Source organism: Kitasatospora kazusensis, assembly GCF_039529945.1.
GTDB classification, from domain to species: Bacteria; Actinomycetota; Actinomycetes; order Streptomycetales; family Streptomycetaceae; genus Kitasatospora; species Kitasatospora kazusensis.
In genome coordinates, this window is sequence record NZ_BAAANT010000003.1 from 41841 (window position 1) to 58588 (window position 16748).

The window sequence follows — 16748 nt, forward strand, 5'->3', positions numbered from 1 at the left end:
GGGTACGGGGGTTGAGTACGGATGAGCTTTTTCGGGGAGCTGGGGAAGGACCTGGAGGGCCTGGCCTCGGACGCGCCGCTCGGCGCGATCCGGGCCGAGCTGGAGGCACTGGCCACCCAGGTGGGCGAGATCTCCAAGGAGTTGGACAGCGCCAGAGGGTCCGTGCAGTGGACGGGCGCGGCCGCCGACGCCTTCCACACGCACGCGGCGAGGCGGATCAAGGACCTGCACGACCTGGTCCGGGAGCTCGACGGCGCCGCGGCGGCGGCCGGTGCCGTGGTCGTCGCGGGCGGCCTGCTCTGACGGGCCGCTTCGACGGGCCGCCCGGCCGGGCGGCTCCGAGGGCCTGGCCGGTGATGGTGGATTTTCCGCAATGACGGGGGAGTGACGAGATGTCGGACGGACAGCAGTACCGGGTGTCACCGGACCAGCTCGACCAGCTGGCCGGCGGCTGGCAGGACGGGGCGGCGAAGCTCCAGCAGGTCGCGCAGCGGATCGATGCGGTGCTCGGCGAGTTCGGCCGGGCCGAGTTGAGCACACTGGTCAGCCGCGGCGTGGTCGCGGCCGAAGCGGTGGTGCTGGCCGAGCGGGTGGTCAAGGAGGCCGGGCGGACGGCCGGCACACTCGCCGCCGCGCTGGGCCAGGACGCGACCGGGATCACGCAGTGCGCGAAGAACTACCGTGAGGCCGACGAGGAGGCCGGGAAGCACCTGCACGGCGGACAGGGGTCCGGCCCGGTCGCACCGCCCGGGCGTCCGACCGGCCCGGGGCCCGGGCCGGGCACCGGTACGGGGGCTCCCGGGCACGGCGGCGGCACGGGCGGTGGCGGCGGCAACGGAGGTGGCCACGGTGGTGGCGGCGGCTCGACGGCTCCCGCGCCGCTGCCGGAGGGGCACTACGCGAACCGGGCGCAGGTGATGGCGTGGATCAACCAGGCCTTCGACGTCCTGAAGGCCAACGGGGTGCCCGCCGACCAGCTCAACGCCGAGGGCGTGCTGCTGATGATCGAGCACGAGTCGAGTGGCAACCCGCAGGCCGTCAACGACTGGGACAGCAACGCGAAGGCGGGCCACCCGTCCAAGGGCTTGATGCAGACCATCGACTCGACCTTCCAGTCCAACAAGCTCCCCGGCCACGACGACGTCTACAACCCGGTGGACAACATCATCGCCGGGACCCGCTACGCGCTGGAGCGGTACGGGTCGATCAACAACGTGCCGGGTGTCAAGGCGGTGAGTGCGGGCAAGCCGTACGTCGGCTACTGACCCCCGGGGGCGCCGCCGGGGCTCCGGCGGCGCTCGTTCAGGTGGAGTGCCCGCAGGGCCACCTCGGTGGCGAACCGGTGCTGGGGGTCGGCCAGTTGGTCGCCGAAGGCGCGGTCCAGCAGACGCAGGCGGTAGCGGACGGTCTGCGGATGGACGCCCAGGGCCTCGGCCATCTGGACGGCCGTGCCCCGGGTGGTCAGCCAGGTCCGCAGGGTGTCGATCAGGCGGTGCCGCTGGGTGGGGGTGAGCCCGACCAGCGGGCCGAGGTACCGGTCGGCCAACTGCCTGATCAGGCCAGGGTCGCCGAGCAGCCAGAGCGGGAGCAGGTGGTCCTCGCAGTGGGTGACCGCCTGGTCGTCGATCACCCCGGCCTCGGCGAGGGCGAGGGTGTGGCGGGCCCAGCGCAGCGAGTCCGCCGCCTCGCTGAGCGGGGTGGTGAGCCCGACGGCCGCCCGGCAGCCGGCGAGGGCCGTCCGCAGCGCGTCGCGCCGGCGCCCGTCCAGCGGCCCGGGGATCAGCAGGTGCGGTTCCGGGTCGGTGAAGTCGAGCAGGATGTCCTTCTCCAACGCGGCCCTGGGCGGCGTGTGTTCGGCCCGTAACGCGACCAGGGTGACCTCCTGCGGCAGCGGCCACCCGGCGTGCTCGGCGAGTTCGGCCAGTGCGCTGCGGGCGACCGAGGACCCGGTCAGGATCCGGCGCAGCAGCCGACGGCGCCGGTTGTCGGGCTCCTCGCCCAGCTCGGCCATCGCCTGCAGGTAGCCCTCGCGCGACAGTTCGGCGATGTCGCCCATGTACGCGAAGAGCGCGTCGGCGAAGGCCAGCATCACCGTGACGGACAGGTTGTAGCGCTTGCCGACCGTCCTGACCCGCCGCAACGCGACCTGGCAGCCGATCCGGTACGCGGCCTGGAGCATGTCCAGGCTCCGCCCCTCGTACGCCTCGAACCGCCCGAAGCGGCGGCAGATCTCGTCGCGTAAGGAGGTGGTCGCGGTGGGTGCGGCGATCTGGTCGACGAAGGTCGCGATGTTCTGCTCGATGCCGACCCGGATGACCCGGGCGTTCGGACCGTCCAGCAGCTGGGCGTACTCGGGGATGGCGGCGACGATCTCGGACGCCATCTCCTTGAGCAGGCTGGGCAGTTCGGGCCTTATGATCGCCGCGAACTCGCGCGGGATCGGCCCCAGCGGCTCGCCGTGCTCCGAACCCTGCCTCGCTACGGCCATGCGTGTCCCCCTGACTCTCCGACGACGTGGAGCCGCCGACCGGTCCGGGTGGGGACAGGGCGGGTCCGCTGCGGTCGTGGGCGCCGGAGGCATCGGTAACCAGCGCGCGCCCCGGCGCGCCGGGTGGGGAGCGGCGGACCCGGCGAGGCGCGTAGCGTACAAACTCATGGTGGCTCGGTGAAAGATAGACCACCAAGTCACTCCGGCGCAGCACCCGTGACGCGGAAACTTCCGCCCGCCGGCCGGCCGGCCCGGGGCAGGCCGCCCGGCCGTGGTCCGGAGCCGCTGCTCATTTCCTTATAAGGGCGAACTCCGTTCTGTTGCGCGGGAGATAAAAAAATACCCGGGAGTAAGTCCGCCGGTGGAATCTCCGGCCGGACTGTTGCGCCCCCCGGTTACCGGTGCGTAACGTCCTTTTCCACGACGACGGCCGAGCGGATTCGGTGAAACGTCCCAGGTAGCGGGCCGAGGCCGGAATTCCCTGTGCGAACCATGCGAACCACGGACGGGGTTTCGGTTTTCCGGGTCCGTCGGCCACCCCCACCACGTCGACTCCCAGAGAGGATCAGCACGTGCACAAGCTGACCAAGAGCACCATGGTCGCCGCCGTCGCGCTCACCGCGGCGCTCGGACTCACCGCAGGTTCGGCCTCCGCGGCCGGCACCTGGACGGCCACCCCCGGCGGGGCGTGGACCGCGAAGGCGACTACGCCCAAGCTGACCGACACCTCGACCGGTACCCAGCTGACCTGTTCCTCCTCCAGCGCGGCGGGCACCCTGCAGAGCGGCTCCGGCCTCTCCGGCACCGGTATCTCCTCCATCACCTCGGTGGGCTGGACCAGCTGCTCCGGCCCGTTCGGCATCACCTTCACCGTCACCGCCAACGGCCTGCCCTGGGCCCTGAACGCGGTCAGCTACAACGCCACCACGGGCGTCACCACCGGCACGATCACCGGCGTCAAGGCGCACATCAGCGGCGCCGGCTGCACGGCCGACTTCGCGGGCACCAGCAGCACCACCGCCGCGACCCTGAACGGCACCTACACCAACTCCAGCCACACGCTGAGCCTCAGCGGCGGCAACCTGCACGCCTACAACGTGTCGGGTTCCTGCCTCGGCCTGCTCAACAGCGGGGACGCCGCGACGTACGTCGCCAACTACGTCCTCGCCGGAGCGCAGACGATCACCTCGCCGTGATCTGAACGCCGGTACCGCGCAGCGGACCCCGTGGCCCGGCTCTCCGGGCCACGGGGTCCCGTCGCCTGTCGCCCCCGCCGGAGCCGTTTGCGCAGTGGAGGACAAACCTCCGCTCCTGCTTTGTCACCGGATGACAAGAAACGCGTGCGCGGTGAGATCGCCGAGAATTCCTCCGTTCGATCACTTGTCGCTGCTTGTTACCGGACCGTAGTGTCCTGCGTCCCGAACGAATTCGCCCAGGAAGCAACGCCCGGCGAGACATTCGCAGCCGATCATCCCCAGACCGAGGCCGAGGAGTGCAGCGATGAGGGATGCAGTGGTCCGGCGCCGCTCGGTGCGGCTGGCGGCCGTCGCGGCCGCCGGGCTGCTCGCGGGGCTGCTGCCCGGCGCCGAACCGGCCTCGGGCGGCCAGGCCGGGCGGGTCTCGCCGACCTACGACTGCCGCTTCCCGGGCGGCGACCGGGAGGTCCCGGTCGGCATCCAGCAGTCCTACCCGGCCGTCGGCGTCGTCGGACAGCTGATCCGGCCGGGGCCGTTGACGCTGACGGTGACGTTGGCGCGGGCGGCCGCCGCCGGGCTGTTCCCGGCCGGCACCCTGGCGGTCGGCGGCACGGCGAGCCTCGCCGTCCGGGTCGCGCAGGGCGCCTCGCGGGCCGACGCGAGCTGGGGCGGGCTGGCCGCGCCGCCGACTCCCTTGGCGGGCAAGGGAGATCTGGTGCTCACGCTCGCGGGTGCGGTGGCGCCGGTGACCGTGACGGCGGGTGGCGCGGTGACGTTCGCCGCCGGGGACCTGGCGTTGGACCTGACGGCGGTGGCGGCGGGGGTGAACCCGTCGCCGTCGCCGACCCGGTCCCCGACTGCGGCGCCGACCGCCGGGGCGCCGAGCGCCGCGCCGTCGGCGGCCGTCCCCTCGGCGGCCGTCCCCTCGGGGGCCGTCCCCTCGGGGGGCGCTCCGAGCGCGGCGACCCCGGTGACGCCGACCTCGAAGGGTGCCGCCGCTGCGGCACCGGCCGCGTTGGCCGTCGCCTGCGCCCTGAAGGCGGGTACGAGCGCCCAGTTGGGGTCGGTGGCCGTCCCCGCCCAGCTGCCGGGTCCGTCGGCCGCGCCGGGTTCGCCGTCCTCGTCCACTTCGGCGAACCCGGCGAACCCGGCGCGGCCGGAGAAGCCCTCGCCCGCGCCGTCGGCGGGCGCCGTGCCCGGGCCGGGCACGATCAGGGTCGGCCCGGCCGTGCACTCCGGCCTGAACGACTGCCCGCCCGCGCCGATCGGCGCGCTGGACCCGAAGCGCCTGCCGCCGCTGCCCCCCGGCGCGACCGTGATCGTCCCGCCCAGCCCGCCGGCCCCCGCCTGCGGTTTCGCGGTCGGATACGCCAACGTGGCCAAGCTCGGCCAGGCCTCGGTGGTCAACGACCCGGCGGAGAACCCGGCGATGGTCGTCCTGAACATGTCCCGGCGGTTCGTGCTGGACTTCCCGGCCCAGTACATCGAGCAGGACGCGCTCGGCACGCTGACCCTGCCGGTCGCCGACACCACCTTCCTGACCTACGGCTTCATCCCCACCACAGCGAAGATGGAGCTGAAGCCGGTCGGCCTGCTGACGATCGTGGTCACCGGCAGCACGGTCTGGCAGCAGCCGATCGAGTTCACCATCGCCGGGTACCAGACGATGCGGCTCTTCGACGTCAAGGTCAACGGCACCCCGCTGGACGTCGGACCGAACTGCCACACCGCCTCGAACGTCGACCTGGTGCTGCGGGGGCGGCAGGACGACTACCTGCCCGGCGGCGGTGACGGCAAGCCCGACTACTCGATCCAGGGCGGCGGCCCGCTCAGCCAGACCGATCTGACGATCCCGGCGTTCACCGGCTGCGGCACCCACGGCGAGGACCTCGACCCCCTGTTCACCGCCGCCGTCTCCGGCCCGGGGAACTCCCTCAACCTGATCCAGGCGCCGCTCTGCACCCCGGACGGCACCCAGGACCCGGCGAACGGCTGCTACCCGGAGATCCAGATCCCCGAACTACCGCACCGCCGCTGACCGCTGCTCCGTGCAGCAGGTCTCGGCCCAGCCCCGTCCAGCCCCACCGAGCCCCTGGGAGGTGTCATGGGAATCGAAGTGATCGTCGAGGGTCTGACGAAGTCCTTCGGACAGCAGACCGTCTGGCAGGACGTGACGCTCACGCTGCCGCCCGGCGAGGTCAGCGTCATGCTGGGCCCCTCGGGGACGGGCAAGACGGTCTTTCTGAAGTCGGTGATCGGGCTGCTCAAACCCGAGCGGGGCCGGGTGCTGGTCAACGGCGTCGACATGGTGAACAGCCCGGAGCGGGACGTCTACGAGGCGCGCAAACTGTTCGGGCTGATGTTCCAGGACGGCGCGCTGTTCGGCTCGATGAACCTCTTCGACAACATCGCCTTCCCGCTGCGCGAGCACACCAGGAAGAAGGAGTCCGAGATCCGCCGCATCGTCATGGAGCGGATGGAGATGGTCGGACTCCTCGGCGCCGAGCGGAAGCTGCCCGGCGAGATCTCCGGCGGGATGCGCAAGCGGGCCGGGCTGGCCCGCGCGCTGGTGCTGGACCCGCAGATCATCCTCTGCGACGAGCCGGACTCCGGGCTCGACCCGGTCCGGACCTCCTACCTGTCGCAGCTGCTGATCGACCTGAACGCGCAGATCGACGCGACGATGCTGATCGTCACCCACAACCTGGACATCGCCGCGACCGTGCCGGACAACATGGGCATGCTCTTCCGCCGCCGGCTGGTCGCCTTCGGCCCGCGCGAACTCCTGCTCACCAGCGACGAACCGGTGGTGGAGCAGTTCCTCAGCGGCCGCCGGGCCGGCCCGATCGGGATGTCGGAGGAGAAGGACGAGGCCACCCTCGCGCTGGAGCAGCGGGAGGCGTTGCCGGCCCCGCCGCGCCGGGCGCTCGTCCCGCAGCTGGAGCCCTCGGCGGGCCTCGGCCCCCGGCAGGCGGTGCAGCGGCGGCGGGCGCGGGTGCTGGCGATGTGGGACCAACTGCCGCCCGCCGCAAGGGAGGCGGTCCGGGACGGGCTCAGCCCGGTGCGGGGGGAGCCGGTATGAGCACCCCCGTGCGACTGCCCGGCCTCGGCGCCCTGCGGCAGACCGGCCAACTCTTCCAACTGTCCGCGACCACCGTCCGGGACACCTTCCGCCGCCCCTTCCAGGTGCGCGAGCTGATCGAGCAGTTCTGGTTCGTGGCGAGCGTGACCATCCTGCCCGCCGCGCTGGTGTCGATCCCGTTCGGCGCCGTCATCGCGCTCCAGGTCGGCTCGCTGGCCCAGCAGTTGGGCGCGCAGTCGTTCACCGGCGGGGCCAGCGTGCTCGCGGTGATCCAGCAGGCCAGCCCGCTGATCGTCGCGCTGCTGATCGCGGGGGCCGGCGGGGCGGCGATCTGCGCCGACCTGGGCTCGCGCAAGATCCGCGAGGAGCTGGACGCGATGGCGGTGATGGGCGTCTCGCCGATCCAACGACTGGTCGTGCCCAGGGTGTTGGCGACCATGCTGGTGGCCGTCCTGCTGAACGGCCTGGTCTCGGTGGTCGGCACGCTGGGCGGCTACTTCTTCAACGTGATCATGCAGCACGGCACACCCGGCGCCTACCTCTCCAGCTTCTCCGCGCTGGCGCAGCTCCCCGACCTCTACGTCAGCGAATTCAAAGCGCTGGTGTTCGGCTTCATCGCCGGCATCGTCGCCGCCTACCGGGGGCTGAACCCGCGCGGCGGCCCGAAGGGCGTCGGGGACGCCGTGAACCAGTCGGTGGTCATCACCTTCCTGCTGCTGTTCTTCGTGAACGTCGTCATCACCGGGATCTACCTCCAGATCATCCCGCAGAAGGGGGCCTGAACCGATGGCACTCCTGGACAAGTTGGACGAGACCGGCGACCACTTCCTGTTCCACCTCACCGCACTGCTCTGGATCCCGCGCACCCTGCGCCGCTACTCCAAGGAGGTCCGGCGCCTGCTCGCCGAGGTGGCCTTCGGCAGCGGCGGGCTCGGGGTGATCGGCGGCACCATCGGCGTGATGATCGGGATGACCCTGTTCACCGGCACGGTGGTCGGCCTCCAGGGCTACGCGGCGATGAACGAGCTGGGCACCGCCGCCTTCACCGGCTTCATCTCGGCGTACTTCAACACCCGCGAGATCGCGCCGCTGGTCGCCGGGCTCGCCCTCTCGGCGACGGTCGGGGCCGGGTTCACCGCGCAGCTCGGCGCGATGCGGATCAACGAGGAGGTGGACGCGCTGGAGGGGATGGGCGTGCGCAGCATGCCGTACCTCGTCACCACCCGGATCATCGCCGGCGTGACCGCGATCGTCCCGCTGTACGGGATCGGGCTGCTCAGCAGCTACGTCGCCTCGCGGGCCGTGACGGTGTTCCTCAACGGGCAGTCGAAGGGCACCTACGACCACTACTTCAACCTCTTCCTCTCCCCGGCGGACGTGCTGCTCTCCACCCTCAAGGTGCTGATGTTCAGCGTGATCGTGATCCTCGCGCACTGCTACTACGGCTTCAACGCCAAGGGCGGGCCGGCCGGGGTCGGGATCGCCGTCGGCCGGTCGGTGCGGAACGCCATCGTGATCATCAGCGTCACCGACTTCTTCCTCAGCCTCGCCATCTGGGGCGCGACGACGACGGTGCGGGTGGCCGGATGAGCCCCCGTACGGTCGGCCGGCGATCCGCCGGGGTGATCTTCCTGCTGGTGCCGGCGCTGCTCGCCTGGCTGGCGGTGGCGGTGTACGACAAGGCGTTCACCGGCTCCGCCGACGTGGTGGTGGAGGCGGGCAGCGTGGGGCACGAGATGCACGTCAACGCCGACGTGAAGCTGCGCGGGGTGGTCGTCGGGCAGGTCCGGCAGATCACCGCCGACGGCGACGGTGCCCGGCTCACGCTGGCCATCGACCCGGCGGAGCTCAAGCAGATCCCGGCCGACGTCTCGGCGCAGATGCTGCCCACGACGCTGTTCGGCGAGCGGTTCGTGGCGCTGGTGCCCGGCTCGGGCGGCTCCTCGGGCCGGCCGCTGGCCGCCCGGGCGGTGATCCCGCAGGACCGGTCCGGTGACGCCATCGAACTCCAGCAGGTGCTGGACCACCTGATGCCGCTGCTGACCGCCGTCCAGCCCGCCAAGCTGTCCGCCACACTGGGCGCCGTCGCGACCGCACTGGACGGGCGCGGCGCGCAGATCGGCAGCACCCTCACCCAGCTGGACGGCTACCTGAAGCAGCTCAACCCCGAACTGCCCGCCCTGGACACCGACATCCAGGACCTGGTGAAGGTCAGCCGGGTCTACGACCGGGCGGCGCCCGACATCGTGCAGGCGCTCACCGAGTTCACCCGGACCAGCGGCACCATCGCCGAGCAGCAGGCGGGCCTGAGCGCGCTCTACGGTGCCACCACCGGCACGGCGCAGGACCTGACGGCCTTCCTGCGGCAGAACAAGGACAACCTGATCCGGCTCGCCGCCGACAGCAGGGGCACCCTCGGCCTGCTGGCCGAGTACGCGCCCTCGTTCCCGTGCACGCTGCGGACGCTGGCGGCCTTCGTCCCGGTGATGGACAAGGCACTCGGCAAGGGCACCGACGAACCCGGGCTGCACGTGGACGTCACCACCGTCCCCTCGCGCGGCAGGTACCTGCCCGGGGCCGACACCCCGGCGTACACCGCGAGCGGCGGGCCGCAGTGCTACGCCGTCCCGTACACCGGCCGGACGACACCGGTCGCGGCCGCCGGGAGCTCGCTCGGGCTGCCCAACTCCCCGCAGGAGAACGAACTGGTGGGTGAGCTGCTGGCGCCCGGGAGCGCGGCCCCCGACTGGGCGAGCGTGCTGGCCGGGCCGGTCCTGCGCGGGGCGGAGGTGACGGTGAAGTGAAGCGGACCGAGGGGGTCAGCCGCCGTGGCATCGCCGGGCCGCTCACCAAGTCGCTGGTCTTCGTCCTGGTCACCGCCCTGGCCACCACCGTGCTCGCGCTGAGCATCGCCGACACCGGGGTCGGTTCGACCGTCGGCTACCAGGCCCGGTTCACCGACGTCACCGGGCTGAGCGCCGGGGACAGCATCCGGATCGCCGGGGTGAAGGTCGGCCAGGTGGACAGCGTCGGCGTGGTGGACCGGCGGATCGCCCTGGTGCACTTCTCGGTCGAGAAGGACCGCCCGCTGCCCGCCTCGGTGACGGCCTCCGTCAAGTACCTCAACCTGGTCGGCCAGCGGTACGTCGACCTGGAGCGCGGCACCGGCGCCGTGGACCGCACCCTCGCCCCCGGCGCGGTCATCCCGCTGGAGCGCACCACGCCCGCACTGGACCTGACCCAGCTCTTCAACGGCTTCCAGCCGCTCTTCCAGGGCCTGTCGCCGAACGACGTCAACCAGCTCGCGAACGAGATCGTCCAGGTGCTGCAGGGCGAAGGCGGCACGGTGGACAGCCTGTTGCGGACCGTCGGCTCGCTGACCGGCACGCTGGCGGGCAAGGACCAGGTGATCGGCCAGGTGATCGACAACCTCAACTCGGTGCTGAACACCGTCAACACCCGCGAGGCCGGCTTCAACGACCTGGTGACCACCCTCCAGCAGCTGGTCAGCGGGTTCGCGGGGGACCGCAAGCCGATCGGCGACTCGATCACCGCGATCTCACAGCTCACCACCAGCACCGCGGGCCTGCTCGCCGACGGCCGGGCGCCACTGAAGGACTCGATCGCCCAGTTGGGCCGGCTCTCCACCAACCTGGCCGACAGCACACCGGAGTTGGAGAGCTTCCTGCGCAACACCCCCGAGAAGATGAGCACCGTCGGGCGGCTCGCCAGCTACGGATCCTGGCTCAACCTCTACCTCTGCGAGGCCACCGTGTCCGGCGTGACCACCTCGGACGGCAGCACGCCGCCCACCGGCCTCGCGATCACCGAAGCGAGGTGCAAGGGATGAGGCGGACAGCCGGAGCACCGCTCTACCGGCCGCTGCGCGAACGCAACCCCGTCACGGTCGGCGCCGTCGGCCTGCTGCTGCTCGTGCTGCTCGGCGCGCTCGCCTACCGGGCCGACGCGCTGCCGCTGATCGGCGGCGGCACCGCGTACACCGCCGACTTCACCGAGGCGGCCGGGCTGCGGCCCGGCAACGAGGTGCGGGTGGCCGGGGCGAAGGTCGGCAAGGTGACCGGGGTGGCGCTGGACGGCGCCAAGGTCAAGGTCACCTTCAAGGTCCAGGACGCCTGGATCGGCAACGCCAGCACCGCCGCGATCGGCATCAAGACGCTGCTGGGCGAGAAGTACCTCGCCGTCGACCCGCTCGGCACCGGCCGGCAGGACCCGAAGGCCCGGATCCCCGAGAGCCGGACCACCTCCCCCTACGACGTCACCCAGGCGCTCGACGGGCTCGGCCAGACCTTCGGCGCGATCGACGGCAAGCAGCTGGCGCAGAGCTTCGAGGCGATCGCCGACACCTTCAAGGACACTCCGGCCTCCGTCCGCAGCGCCGCCGACGGGCTCTCCGCCCTGTCGAAGACGATCTCCAGCAGGGACGCCCAGCTCGCCCGACTGCTGGACGGCAGCAAGCAGCTGACCCGTACCCTCGCCGACCAGGACGGCCGCTTCCAGCAACTGCTCACGGACGGCGACCTGCTGCTCGGCGAGGTCCGGCAGCGCCGCGACGCGATCCACCAACTGCTCACCGGCACCGCCGCGCTGGGCACCCAGCTGAGCGGGCTGGTCGCCGACGACAACCGGCAGCTGGCCCCGACCCTGGACGCGCTGGACCGCGTCACCGGCGTGCTGACCGCCAACCAGAGCAGCCTGGACCAGGCCCTCGCCCTGGCCGGGCCCTACTACCGGCTGGTCGGCAACACGCTCGGCAACGGGCGCTGGTTCGACAGCTACCTGTGCGGCGTCGTCCCGAAGAACTACCTGCCGGCCGGCACCGCACCGCAGAGCGGATGCCTGCCGCCCAAGCCCCGAGGGGGTCAGTGATGAGGCGGCGGTACGTCCTCACGGCCGCGCTGGTGATCGTCGCCGGCCTGGTCACGGCCGGGGCGGAGGTCTCGGCCGGATCCGGCGACAAGCACCTGACCGCGTACTTCGACCACGCGGTCGGCGTGTACGCCGGGTCCGACCTGCGGGTGCTCGGCGTGAAGGTCGGTACGGTCGACGCCGTGCAGCCGCAGGGCACCCAGGTGAAGGTGAGCCTCACCCTGGACGCGGGGGTGCGGATCCCGGCCGGGGCCGGAGCCGTGGTGGTCGCGCCGAGCGTGGTCTCCGACCGGTACATCCAGCTCAGCCCGGCCTACGCCGGCGGGCCCGAACTGGCCGACCACGCGCAGATCCCGATCGGGCGGACGGCCACCCCCGTCGAGGTCGACCAGCTCTACCAGTCGGTCACCCAGCTCAGCGACGCCCTCGGCCCGAACGGTGCCAACGCCACCGGCGCCCTCTCCCGGCTGCTCGACACCGGCGCCCGGAACCTGGCCGGCAACGGCCAGGCGATCGGCGACACCATCGCGCAGCTCGGGCAGGCGAGCAGGACCCTGTCCGGCCACAGCGACGACCTGTTCGCCACGCTCGACTACCTCCGGTCCTTCACCGCCATGCTGAAGGACAACGACACCAAGGTGCGCGCCGCCACCGACCAACTCGCCACCGTCTCCGGCTTCCTGTCCGACGACCGGCAGGACCTGGGAGCCGCGTTGCAGCAACTCGCCACCGCGCTGGGCCAGGTGAAGGGGTTCATCCAGGACAACCGGGCCCGGCTGAAGTCGAGCGTCGACCGGCTCACCCCGATCACCCAGGCCCTGGTCGACCAGCGCGCCTCGCTGGCCGAACTGCTGGACACCGCACCGTTGGCGGCGGACAACGCGCTCAGCGCGTACGACCCGGCGCACGGCACCCTGGACGGGCGGGCCGACCTGAACGAGCTGACCGGGCCGGCCGCCCTCCCGCTGCCGTTGCCGGCCGTCGGTACGGAGGCGGCCCGATGAGACGGTCGAGGCTGCTGCCCGCCCTGGTCCTCGCCGCCGGCCTGACCGGCTGCTCGGCCTCCTTCCACGGCATCCAGGACATCCCGCTGCCCGGCGGCGCCGACCTCGGCGCCCACCCCTACCAGGTCACCGCCGACTTCGCCGACGTGCTCAGCCTCGTCCCGCAGGCCGCCGTCAAGGTCAACGACGTCGCCGTCGGCCGGGTCAGCTCGATCGCGCTCGGACCGGACGGCTGGTCGGCGGTGGTCACCATGAAGGTCAACGGGAACGTCCGCCTGCCCGCCAACGCCTACGCCCACCTGGAGCAGTCCAGCCTGCTCGGCGAGAAGTACGTCCAGCTCTCCGCCCCGCCCGCGCAGGAGAGCCCGCAGGGCCGGCTCGCCGACGGCGCGGCCATCCCGGCCTCCCGGACCAACCGGAGCCCCGAGGTCGAGGAGGTCTTCGGCGCGCTCTCGATGCTGCTGAACGGCGGCGGTGTCAGCCAGTTGCGGACCATCACCGTCGAACTGGACAAGGCGCTCACCGGCAACGAGCCGCAGATCCGCTCGATGCTCGCCCAGGTGAACACCCTGGTCTCGGACCTCGACGCGCACAAGCAGGACATCACCGACGCGCTGGACGGCGTCGACCGGCTGTCCGCCACGCTGGCCGGCCGCGACCAGCAGATCGGCTCGGTGCTCACCGACCTCAGCCCCGGGCTCAAAGTCCTGGACCAGCAGCGCGGTTCGCTCGTCACCATGCTCCGCTCGCTCGACAGCCTCTCCGCCGTGGCGGTCGACACCGTCGACCGCAGCAAGGCCGACATGGTCGCGGACCTGAACGCGCTCGCGCCCACCCTGCGGCAGCTCGCCGACGCCGGGAAGGCACTGCCGGACTCGCTCCAGGTGCTGCTGACCTACCCGTTCACCGACGAGGTGCTGCGCGGAGTGAAGGGCGACTACCTGAACGTGTACCTGGACCTGACCGCCGCCCCCGGCACCCGGATCATCCCGGCGCTGCAACCGCAGGACGACGCACCCCCGCCGAGCCCGCCGCCGGCCCCGCAGGCCCAGCGGCTCCCGCTGCCGCTCCCGTCGGTCGGAGGCCGCTGATGCTCACCCTCGGCACCCGCCTGAAGAACCTCGCCTTCCTGGTCATCGCCGTCCTGGTGCTCGGCTACCTGGGCATCCGGTACGCCGACCTCGGACGCTACGTCGGGCTGAGCGGCTACTACACCGTCAAGGTCGAACTGGCCGAGTCCGGCGGGCTGTTCGAACACGCCGACGTCACCTACCGGGGCGTCTCGGTCGGCCGGGTCGGGCCGATCAGGCTCACCGACCGGGGGGTCGAGGCCGAACTGCGGATCAGCGACTCCGCGCCCCGCATCCCCGCCCGGCTGCAGGCCGTGGTGGCCGACCTCTCGGCCGTCGGCGAGGAGTACCTCGACCTCAGGCCGACCACCGACGCGCCGCCGTACCTGACCGGCAGCTCGACGGTGGCGCAGCAGGACACCAGCACCCCGCCCCCGGTCACCAACCTGCTCACCAGCGTCGACAGCCTGGCCGGCTCGGTGCCGCTGGAGTCACTGCGCACCGTGGTGGACGAGTTCGGCAAGGCCTTCGACGGCCAGGCCGCCAACCTCCGGTCGCTGCTGGACAACAGCGGCCACTTCCTGGACGCGGCGGACAAGGCGCTGCCCGGCGACACCACCCTGATGGTCGACGGGCAGACGGTGCTCCGCACCCAGATCGACGAGGGCGACGCCCTGACCTCCTTCGCCGCGAGCGCGAACCGGCTGGCCGGGCAGCTCGACGCCTCCGACACCGACCTGCGGCGGATCATCGCCACCGGGCCGGCGGCGGCCGGGCAGGTCAGCGCCCTGCTGCGGGACCTGGACCCGAGCCTGAGCGTGGTGCTGGCCAACCTGCTCACCACCTCCGACCTGGCGGTCACCCGGCAGCACGGCATCCAGGAACTCCTGGTCCGGCTCCCCGCACTGGCCGCCGCCGGCTCGACCGCCGTCGACGCCCAGGGCGCCCACCTGGGCATGGCGGTGACGTTCTTCTCCCCGCTGCCCTGCACCTCGGGCTACGGCGGCACGACCTACCGCAACGGCCTCGACACCGGCCCGGCCCCGGCGTTCAACACCGCGGCCCGCTGTACGGCCGACCCCGGTACGGGAGTCGACGTCCGCGGCTCCGCCGCCGCGCCGAGCGGCGGTGTCCCGACGCCCGCCCAGCCCGGCTCGCTGCCGCCGTCCGCTCCCGGCGCCGCTCCTGGCGCCGCCGTCACGTCGCTGCCCGGCGCCCTGGGGCTGCCCGCCCTCCCGGCGGGCGGTCCGACCGACCTGCGCGGCCTGCTCGGACTGGGAGGCCCGGCCTCATGAGAGCCCGCCGGATCATGCTCCCCGCGGCCACGACGGCCGCCGTGGTGTTCTGCGTACTGTCCGCCGGGTGGTACGCGCAGGCGCGTTCCGACGACTCGCTCGCCTACGCCAAGGCCCGGGACACCGTACTGGCCACCGCACGGCAGGAGTTGGCGAGCCTGAACACCGTGGATGCCTCGGGCGTGGACGCGGGGTTGCGGCAGTGGCTGGACGCGACCACCGGCCCGCTGCGCGAGCAGCTGAACCGGACCGGGGCGGCGGACGGCGCCGACCTGCGCAAGGCCGGCACCTCGACCCGGGGCACGGTCACCGACGCCGCCGTCACCGAACTCGACACCCGGGCCGGGACGGCGCGCCTGATCGCCTCCGTCCAGGTCGACATCACGCCGGGGACGGGCGCCGCCACCACCGACCGCAAACGCTTCGACGCGGCGCTGGCCCGGACGGCGGGCGGCTGGAAGGTCACGGCGCTCACCGCCGTGCCCGTCGGCGCGGGCTGACCCCGTGGACCGAGTGGACCGAGTGGACCGAGTGGACCGAGTGGATCGAAAGGACTCCGGCGCGTGAGCAGAACAGAACCGAGCAGTGTGGTGGACGCGCCCGAGTCCGCCGTACCCGACCGGGCGGAGACGGCCCGGCGGCCCGGTCGGCGGGGGCCCGGGTGGTGGGCCGTCCGGGCGCTGCCGGTCGTGCTGCTGCTCGCGGGCGGCGGCTTCCTCTCGCTCGGGGTCCAGGAGCGGGACCCGGGTGCGGCGGCGAACCGGGCGCTGGTCGACACCCCCGCCACCACCGGGGTGATCGGCGACGTCAGCAGCGCGCTCGGGAAGGTCTTCTCCTACAGCCCCGCCGACACCGCCGCCACCGCGCAGGCGGCGGCGCAGCTGCTGGACGGCACGGCGGCGGACCAGTACCGGACGTTGTTCGGCCAGGTGCAACAGCAGGTGGCCGAACAGAAGTTGACGCTCAGCTCGCGGGTGGTGCGAGCCGGGGTGGAGGAACTGACCGCCGACCGGGCACAGTTGCTGGTCTTCCTGGACCAGACCGCCCAGCGCGCGGGCCGGCCGCCGACCACGGCGGCGGCCCAGCTGTCGGTGACCGCGCAGCTGCGCGGCGGGCACTGGCGGATCACCGAACTCAAGGCCCGGTAGGGGAGCGGAAGATGGCAGCAGGTGCGGTGTTCACCCGCAGGGCGACGACGGTGGCGGTGGCGTTGCTGGTGGTCGCGGCGGTGTGCGCGGCTTGGTCCGGCTGGTCCTGGTACCAGGCGGCGCACGACGACTCGGCGCGGTACGCGCGGGCCCGGGACAAGGTGCTGGCGGCGGGTGAGCAGGCGGTGCAGAACATGAACACCCTGGACCACGCCGACCTTTCGCACGGGCTGGACCTCTGGGAGGCGTCCACCACGGGTGACCTGCACGACCAACTGGTCCAGGGGCGGGCCGACTTCGAGAAGCAGGTGCAGCAGGCGCAGACCGTCTCCACCGCGCAGGTGCTGTCCGGCGCGGTGACCGAGCTGGACGACCGGGCCGGCCGGGCGAGCGTGATGATCGCGCTGCGGATCACGGTACAGGCGCCGCAGGGCAAGCCGTCCGCGAAGGAGAGCCGGATGCTCGGCGAACTCACCCGCACCGTGGACGGCTGGAAGTTGAGCGCCCTGGGCCAGGCCCCGACGGGCGACAGTGCCGCCGCCTCCCCCCAGCCGTCCGCCGGCCAGTAGCCCCACCCG

Annotated in this window: 17 protein-coding genes; 16 read left to right on the forward strand and 1 reads right to left on the reverse strand. The window is 72.4% G+C overall.

Features of this window, described 5'->3' with window-relative positions; all coding sequences use genetic code 11:
• Window positions 1–21 precede the first annotated feature (21 nt).
• A complete protein-coding gene (locus ABD330_RS03980; RefSeq protein WP_344460734.1) occupies window positions 22–303 on the forward strand; it encodes a hypothetical protein in 282 nt (93 codons plus the stop codon).
• An 89-nt stretch (window positions 304–392) separates the two neighbouring features.
• Entirely contained in the window at window positions 393–1265 is an 873-nt protein-coding gene (locus ABD330_RS03985) for a transglycosylase SLT domain-containing protein (protein ID WP_344460736.1), read from the forward strand.
• Here ABD330_RS03985 and ABD330_RS03990 read toward each other — a convergent pair.
• Window positions 1259–2488: a PucR-like N-terminal domain-containing protein gene (locus tag ABD330_RS03990; protein WP_344460738.1), complete on the reverse strand. Its 1230-nt coding sequence runs from the start codon at window positions 2486–2488 to the stop codon at window positions 1259–1261. The two genes, ABD330_RS03985 and ABD330_RS03990, sit on opposite strands and share 7 nt — an antisense overlap.
• Window positions 2489–3060: 572 nt before the next feature.
• Here ABD330_RS03990 and ABD330_RS03995 point away from each other — a divergent pair.
• The 14 genes from ABD330_RS03995 to ABD330_RS04060 all read left to right on the forward strand — a co-directional run bounded on the left by ABD330_RS03995 (window position 3061) and on the right by ABD330_RS04060 (window position 16739).
• Window positions 3061–3684, forward strand: coding sequence for a hypothetical protein (locus ABD330_RS03995; RefSeq protein WP_344460740.1), 624 nt, complete (start codon window positions 3061–3063; stop codon window positions 3682–3684).
• A 304-nt stretch (window positions 3685–3988) separates the two neighbouring features.
• Window positions 3989–5722, forward strand: coding sequence for a DUF6801 domain-containing protein (locus tag ABD330_RS04000; protein ID WP_344460742.1), 1734 nt, complete (start codon window positions 3989–3991; stop codon window positions 5720–5722).
• Window positions 5723–5788: 66 nt separating this feature from the next.
• Window positions 5789–6766 (forward strand): ABC transporter ATP-binding protein, encoded by a 978-nt coding sequence (locus tag ABD330_RS04005; RefSeq protein WP_344460744.1) that lies wholly within the window; start codon window positions 5789–5791, stop codon window positions 6764–6766.
• Window positions 6763–7548: an MlaE family ABC transporter permease gene (locus ABD330_RS04010; protein ID WP_344460746.1), complete on the forward strand. Its 786-nt coding sequence runs from the start codon at window positions 6763–6765 to the stop codon at window positions 7546–7548. Before ABD330_RS04005 ends, ABD330_RS04010 begins: the two co-directional genes overlap by 4 nt.
• A gap of 4 nt (window positions 7549–7552) precedes the next feature.
• Window positions 7553–8356: an MlaE family ABC transporter permease gene (locus tag ABD330_RS04015; protein WP_344460748.1), complete on the forward strand. Its 804-nt coding sequence runs from the start codon at window positions 7553–7555 to the stop codon at window positions 8354–8356.
• Complete coding sequence (locus ABD330_RS04020) at window positions 8353–9570, forward strand: MCE family protein (RefSeq protein ID WP_344460750.1); 1218 nt, start codon at window positions 8353–8355, stop codon at window positions 9568–9570. Before ABD330_RS04015 ends, ABD330_RS04020 begins: the two co-directional genes overlap by 4 nt.
• Window positions 9567–10616, forward strand: a complete 1050-nt coding sequence (locus ABD330_RS04025; RefSeq protein ID WP_344460752.1) for an MCE family protein — start codon at window positions 9567–9569, stop codon at window positions 10614–10616. The genes ABD330_RS04020 and ABD330_RS04025 overlap by 4 nt, the downstream gene beginning before the upstream one ends.
• Window positions 10613–11653, forward strand: coding sequence for an MCE family protein (locus ABD330_RS04030; RefSeq protein WP_344460754.1), 1041 nt, complete (start codon window positions 10613–10615; stop codon window positions 11651–11653). The genes ABD330_RS04025 and ABD330_RS04030 overlap by 4 nt, the downstream gene beginning before the upstream one ends.
• Complete coding sequence (locus ABD330_RS04035; protein WP_344460756.1) at window positions 11653–12657, forward strand: MCE family protein; 1005 nt, start codon at window positions 11653–11655, stop codon at window positions 12655–12657. The genes ABD330_RS04030 and ABD330_RS04035 overlap by 1 nt, the downstream gene beginning before the upstream one ends.
• The gene (locus ABD330_RS04040; RefSeq protein WP_344460758.1) at window positions 12654–13748 is read left to right on the forward strand and encodes an MCE family protein; all 1095 of its coding nucleotides are present in this window, start codon (window positions 12654–12656) and stop codon (window positions 13746–13748) included. The genes ABD330_RS04035 and ABD330_RS04040 overlap by 4 nt, the downstream gene beginning before the upstream one ends.
• On the forward strand, window positions 13748–15022 hold the full coding sequence (locus tag ABD330_RS04045) for an MCE family protein (RefSeq protein ID WP_344460760.1): 1275 nt from the start codon (window positions 13748–13750) through the stop codon (window positions 15020–15022). The genes ABD330_RS04040 and ABD330_RS04045 overlap by 1 nt, the downstream gene beginning before the upstream one ends.
• Window positions 15019–15522: a hypothetical protein gene (locus tag ABD330_RS04050; RefSeq protein WP_425555441.1), complete on the forward strand. Its 504-nt coding sequence runs from the start codon at window positions 15019–15021 to the stop codon at window positions 15520–15522. Before ABD330_RS04045 ends, ABD330_RS04050 begins: the two co-directional genes overlap by 4 nt.
• 63 nt (window positions 15523–15585) lie before the next feature.
• Entirely contained in the window at window positions 15586–16170 is a 585-nt protein-coding gene (locus ABD330_RS04055; protein ID WP_344460762.1) for a hypothetical protein, read from the forward strand.
• Between the two features lie 11 nt (window positions 16171–16181).
• A complete protein-coding gene (locus tag ABD330_RS04060) occupies window positions 16182–16739 on the forward strand; it encodes a hypothetical protein (RefSeq protein WP_344460764.1) in 558 nt (185 codons plus the stop codon).
• The last annotated feature ends 9 nt before the right edge of the window (window positions 16740–16748 follow it).